At 46.1% G+C, this 6,344-nt stretch carries 5 protein-coding genes; all 5 read right to left on the bottom strand.

The features are described from left to right. Positions 1-79: 79 nt before the first annotated feature. The 5 genes from glmS to QUA97_RS19290 all read right to left on the bottom strand — a co-directional run bounded on the left by glmS (position 80) and on the right by QUA97_RS19290 (position 5,485). Positions 80-2,023 (bottom strand): glutamine--fructose-6-phosphate transaminase (isomerizing), encoded by a 1,944-nt coding sequence (glmS, locus tag QUA97_RS19310; protein WP_194071198.1) that lies wholly within the window; start codon positions 2,021-2,023, stop codon positions 80-82. A 161-nt stretch (positions 2,024-2,184) separates the two neighbouring features. Continuing rightward, entirely contained in the window at positions 2,185-2,430 is a 246-nt protein-coding gene (gene psaC, locus QUA97_RS19305; protein ID WP_015175986.1) for a photosystem I iron-sulfur center protein PsaC, read from the bottom strand. A gap of 103 nt (positions 2,431-2,533) precedes the next feature. Next, complete coding sequence (locus QUA97_RS19300; protein ID WP_194071199.1) at positions 2,534-2,983, bottom strand: hypothetical protein; 450 nt, start codon at positions 2,981-2,983, stop codon at positions 2,534-2,536. Positions 2,984-3,026: 43 nt separating this feature from the next. Continuing rightward, on the bottom strand, positions 3,027-4,241 hold the full coding sequence (locus tag QUA97_RS19295; protein ID WP_333089173.1) for a chloride channel protein: 1,215 nt from the start codon (positions 4,239-4,241) through the stop codon (positions 3,027-3,029). A gap of 338 nt (positions 4,242-4,579) precedes the next feature. After that, positions 4,580-5,485 carry a CoB--CoM heterodisulfide reductase iron-sulfur subunit B family protein gene (locus QUA97_RS19290; RefSeq protein WP_333195593.1) on the bottom strand — a complete coding sequence of 302 codons (906 nt, stop codon included), beginning with the start codon at positions 5,483-5,485 and terminating at the stop codon, positions 4,580-4,582. Positions 5,486-6,344: the final 859 nt, after the last annotated feature.

The following is a 6,344-nucleotide window of genomic DNA, read 5'->3' as shown; positions in this document are numbered from 1 at the left end:
TGACTAATGACTAATGACTAATGACTAATGACTAATGACTAATGACTAATGACTAATGACTAATGACTAATGACTTCCCTTATTCCACCGTCACCGACTTCGCCAAATTGCGCGGCTGATCCACATCCAAACCCCGACGTGCCGCAATGTGATAGGCCAACAATTGCAGCGGAATTACTGTCACAATCGGCGACAACAATTCATCCACCAAAGGTACCGGCAAAACGTGGTCAAAAATATCGGCTTCCGCTGCGCCCTGCTTCGGGGTAACGCCAATTAAACGTGCGTCGCGCGCCTTGGCTTCCTGAGCGTTGGAAAGGACTTTTTCGTAGACGCTTCCGGGCATGGCGATCGCCACTACAGGCACTTTAGCATCCAAAAGGGCGATCGGGCCGTGTTTCATTTCTCCCGCCGGATATCCTTCAGCGTGAATGTAGCTAATTTCCTTCAATTTCAGCGCCCCTTCCAAAGCAATCGGAAAGTTAATTCCCCGCCCCAAAAATATAAAATCTTGGGTTTCGGTAAACTGGTGGGACAATTCCTCCACATACTGTTCTTGAATCTCCAAAAACTTCTCAATTTGCCCTGGTAAATGGCGCAAACCAGCAATAATTTCTATCAATCTCTCCGTGCTGATTGTTTGTCGCCGGTGCGCTAAATCCAAAGCTAATAAATAGAATGCCATCAACTGAGTGACAAAAGTTTTAGTAGCAGCCACGCCGATTTCTATACCGGCGTGGGTGCTGATTACGTGCGGCATCATGTGGGCGATCGAGCTTTCTGTTCCGTTAGTAATGCCCAACATTCTCGCGCGAAATTTATCGGTAAAACCCGCACGGCGCTGCTGTTCCATCCCCAAAGCAGCCAGGGTGTCTGCCGTTTCTCCCGACTGCGTTACCCCAATAATTAAAGTATTTGCTGTTAGCGGTGCCGGTGCGTAACGGTACTCAGAAGCGTACTGCACCGCAGTAGGAATATTCGCTAGCTGTTCCAACAAATATTTGCCAATTAGCGAGGCGTGCCAGCTCGTTCCGCAGGCGAGAATTGAAATTTGTTCAACATCGGCACAAAGTTCTTCGGGCAAGTTGAGATTGATGGGAGAGCGCAGATTTCCCGGCTGCCAATCGCTGTCTAAATAAGCATCCAAACAAGCTCGAACTACGGCTGGCTGTTCATAAATCTCCTTGTGCATGAAGTGTTTGAAGCCTTGTTTTTCGACTAAAACCGGACTCCAACCAAGGATGCGCGGGCTTTTTTTGAGCCTTTCCCCTGTAAAGTTGTAAACTTCGACTCCCATCGGAGTTAGCCTAGCCAATTCGCCATTTTCCAAGGACAAAACGGTGCGGGTGTGAGATATTAAGGCCGGCGTGTCGGAAGCGCAGAAAAATTCGCCAGCACCAAAGCCGATAACCAAAGGAGCTTGCTGTCTGGCAACAATTATTTCGTCTGGAAAGTCGGCGCAAATCGCAGCGATCGCAAAAGCTCCTTCTAACCGATTGACAACCTTGGAAACCACTTCCAAAAACGACAAATCAGCAATTTCCTCTGCTGTGGGATCTTTTTCTTCTTCCTTCTTCCTTCTTCCTTCTGCCTTCTGCCTTCTTTCTTCCTCAAAAAAATCAGCTATTAAATGAGGAATAACTTCTGTATCGGTATCCGAGACAAATTTATGTCCCTTCGCTGTCAATTCTTGCCGCAACTCGCGATAATTTTCGACAATGCCATTTTGAACAACGGCAATTCGCCCGCTATTGTCCATGTGAGGGTGAGCGTTATATTCCTCTGGTTTGCCGTGAGTTGCCCAGCGGGTGTGTCCGATGCCGATGGTAGCCGGAGAGTCTATCTCTGCTAGCTTTTCCCGGAGGTTGTGCAACTTGCCCTTTGCTCGGATGCAGGTAATTTCTCCTTCGGAGATGGTAGCCAGGCCCGCTGAATCATAGCCCCGGTATTCTAGTTTCTCCAATCCTGCTAGCAAAATCTCGCTTGCTGTTTGCGTGCCGATATAGCCAACGATTCCGCACATTTAAGGTAAAACTCCTGCTTAGCGATCGCCATAAAACCCAAGTTTTATCATTTTTAGCTTCTTCGTGCCACAAAATTCAGATTTTGCGACTAAAAGAGAGGGGGCAATTTAATCGCCCCCTCTATACGTGCCCGTAATTCGATCGGCGTGCCGATCGATATTTAGTAGGCTAGACCCATACTGCGAGTAGTTTCTGCTCCCAGGTAAACCCGGATGCTTAGAAAATCTGTAGGGCAAGCAGTTTCGCAACGCTTGCAACCTACACAGTCTTCTGTGCGGGGAGATGAGGCAATCTGAGCCGCTTTGCAGCCATCCCAGGGCACCATCTCCAAAACATCAGTCGGACAAGCGCGGACGCATTGAGTGCAGCCGATGCAGGTATCGTAAATTTTGACTGAATGAGACATTGAATAAAGGCTCCCAACGAGTCACTAAAAATTTGCTAGCTCTGCGGATTAACAGATTTGACGGCGACGTGCCACCGCTATAGCCTGCACAGAGAGTTAAGCGTTAGTTTACCGCAGTGGCTGGAAGCACTTCCCCAAAAAGCGACAAAACTTCACAGTTATTCACGCTTCCAGTCCCATAGAAGTAGCTTGAAGAGCGCCCTAGGGAGTTCGCGTGCCCGAGTTCCAGCACTAGGGTATGATTGCGATCGCCGGATTCGGTCTTAACGCTACCGGAGACAGCACTACGGTATGATTTCGATCCGCCGGATTGGATCTGAGCAAAAACTCCAATTCTGACTGCCAAACCGTGCCAATCGATCGACTCAAAGCCGAATTCGTCGAAACTTGTATCCGTTTTTAGGCGGACTCGGTGGCAACCGTGGCTTTTGTGAAGATAAAAAACCGCAAATTGACGAATATCAACGGCGAGATGTTGTTTGATGCAAACAGTCCATTTGTAATGGCATAAACCTTGAAGCCTTGAGACTCTACACTCGCAATTTGCAAGCATTGCTTACCGCTACACGAGCTATTAGAGGAATTTTACCCGTTTGTCAATCTACTTTACGCTGTGAGGCAATGAAGGGAGATCGGGGAGCTAAGAAGAAGCCCACGAGACTAGCAAATAGAATCGGTGTAAAAGTGCTTAAGCCTGTCAACTTCGCGAGGAGCAGAGTTGTACTAATTGGAGTGCGAGTAACCGTTGAATTCAGAGCAGCCATTACACAAATCATTGCCAAAGTCTCATTCGAGCCGATGGGATTCATGATGGTGATTGCCTTTCCCAAACAGGCTCCTATAAAAAATAGCGGAATGATTATTCCACCTCGCCAGCCCCCATTGATGGTCACACTAATGGCCAATACTTTAACAACAACTAAAGTCAAGAGAAATGTCAAAGAAAAGTTTCCCTCAACAATTTTTTCTATTTGATGTTCCCCAAAGAAACGTGTGAGCGGAAAGTAAGCTGAGAAACCACCAAGTGCTAGTCCGGCTAAAGTAGTTCGCACATAAATGGGACTGCGTATCGAATCAAACAAGCGACCAACACTGCGAAATACGGCGATAAAAAACCACCCCATAATCGCCCCTACGATTCCATAAGCAATCGCTGCGCCAAAGTCATAAAGGCTTTCCACATTGTACTGAGGAAAATTCCAGGTAGGCCCAAGTCCAAGCTGAGTAATTGCGACAAAGATGGTGTAACTTGCACAACTTGCCACTACCGCAGGCAATATTGCTTCAAAATACTCTACAACATTCTGATGATGCAGGATTTCTAAAGCAAAAAAAGTACCGCCTAAAGGAGCGCCGAACAAAACTGTAAACCCAGACGCCATACCAGCAAGACTCAAAGTTCGTAGTGCTTCTCCGCTTAATTTAAAGCGATCGGCTAACCAGGTACCAATTGAACCTGTGACTTGCACCATTGGCGATTCTGGACCAGCACTTCCTCCACTGGCAATACTGAGTAGCGACGACAGAATCATCGAAGGATTTTCATTCATTGGTAATCGGCCACCCTTGAGATGAATATTGTCAATGATCAACCCAATTTCTCCAGGATTTCCCAGCCAATGAATGAGCAAACCGATGAGCAAACCAGTAAGGGGCATGACGATTAGTAGATAACCTCCACTAAAATTTTCAAATCCCCGCATCATGTAAGACAAACATATCCAATAACTTGCAGCAAATAAACCACAAATTATTCCTAGCATTGCCCATATTAATACCGAACGTGTGAGATTTATTGGGTTTCGTTTCATTGCTTGTTCCTTGTCTCTAACTAGGAAGTTAGGAAGTCTTAAAACTATTTTGTATAATAGTATACTGTTTTTTTGTCTGTATCTTGTATTGACTCAAAAATGTATGAGCCCGATCGAGCTTTCGGCTCGCGGGCTCTGTATAATTCCGATCTAACCGGATTTGATTTGAGTAAAAACTCAAGTCTTTATGCTAATCTCCCAAACTGCTGCAACAGTTGCAAAGGCTTGTTATTTGAGATTCTGGCTTGTAGAAAAATTTTGGGTGAGCCAGCTCCTATAGCAACTGTTGCAAATTTTTTGATAATTACTATTGCTGCAAACTGGTGCAAATCGATCGACTAAAAGCCTAATTTTTCTAACACGGGCTTAGTTGAAACAATATGCCGATCGAGTCCTAGTTTTTTTGGTTCCACGCCCAAAGCCAAAGCCACCAATTGCGGCAAATGCAGCACCGGCAAACCCAATTTGCGCCCGATTACTTTTTCCACTTCCGGCTGTCGCGAATCCAAATTTAAATGACACAGCGGACAAGGAGTTACCATACAATCAGCCCCATTGTCAAGAGCATCTTGAATGTGTTTGCCGGCCATCCCAAAAGATTGGTCAGTGGCATAACTCGCCAACGGCCAGCCGCAGCACTGCGTCCGCCCTCGATAGTAAACCGGAGTTGCGCCGATCACCCGAAATACATTTTCCATCGATTCCGGTTGGTGCGGGTCATCGTAAAGCAGCTTATCCTGAGCTCGCAGCAGGTAGCATCCGTAAAAAGACGCGCACTTCAAGCCCGAAAGCTTGCGGGTGACTCGCTTTTGAACTTCCTCCAAACCGTAATCGGCAACGATCGCCCACAGCAGATGTTTCACCTCGGTACTGCCTTGATAAGGCGAACAGCCTTGTTTTTCCAGCAAACCGTTGACTTTTTCGAGGTAAGGTCGATCGGTCTTTTGGGATTCTTTGAGGCGATCGTCCACATGACCGATTACCCCTTGACAAGTGCTGCAATGCGTCAGCAAAGGCAGATTGAGTTGCTCAGCCAAGGCAATATTCCGGGCGTTGACGGTATCTTCCAGCAACTGCGAATCTTCCTTAAAAGTGCCAGAACCGCAGCAGGAAGCTTTCTTGAGTTCCACCAGTTCAATGCCCAAGGCTTGAGTCAGCGCTTGGGTAGACTGGTAAAGTTCGCGGGCGGCCCCTTGGGCTACGCAACCGGGAAAGTAAGCATATTTGAGAGTTGGGGATGGCATAGTCGTTTTTGCTGGGAGACAATGTTCAGGACAATGGATAAGAGCGATCGAAGTCGGGATGCTTCCTGCTTCGTTTTCCCTCTCCATATCCTTACCTAGTTTTAGACAATTATGAGTCAATCGTTGAGGCGGCTAGCTATTGACCAACATTATCTACCCCAGAGCGTGTTGACAATACTCCGGACAGAATTTAGGCAGGTTTTGAGGCTCAAACCCATATCCCGCCGTGGGTGGGATCTTTTTATTCAAAGTTAGGGCTCAAGGTAACTTTGAATAAAAGGCTCAAGCCTTAAACTGCAAGCTCTGAAAGCCTTATAGCAATACTCCGGACAGTTTTTGGAACGAGACTACAAGCTTTACAGCGCAAGGATCATAAATAAAGTCGAATTAAATGCAACGAGCGGGGTGGAGCTGACATTGATTTAATTATCCACACTGACTCAAAGTCCTACAGAATAAGCCATTGGGCCATATAAAAACTGTCCGGACTATTGTTATAGAATAGTTCAAAAAACTGTCCGGAGTATTGCATGGAAATTCAGAAGGACGATAAGACTAAGTAGTGCTTGACATAAAAAGAAAAACAGGTGCATAATATCTTCATAGGCATAAATTACACCCTACCTACGAGATCCTACATAGTTAGACTTCAGGGTTATCAATGGGGCAGTAGTTGGAAACTCTTTGTTTGCATCCAAAGTTAAGTTTTCATGACCTTCTGTGCTGTCTTATATCATCTGCATTTTATTTAGATCGTTAGGTAAGATATCCTATCTTGACGATCTCCTCACGAGTTTATGTCAAATTTTCCGGAAATTACGTAGATACACCAGCCTAATCAGAAGGCTAACCATTAAAC

Source organism: Microcoleus sp. CZ3-B2, from assembly GCF_036705055.1.
Lineage (GTDB): Bacteria > Cyanobacteriota > Cyanobacteriia > Cyanobacteriales > Microcoleaceae > Microcoleus.
This window is presented reverse-complemented; position numbering and strand designations above follow the sequence as displayed.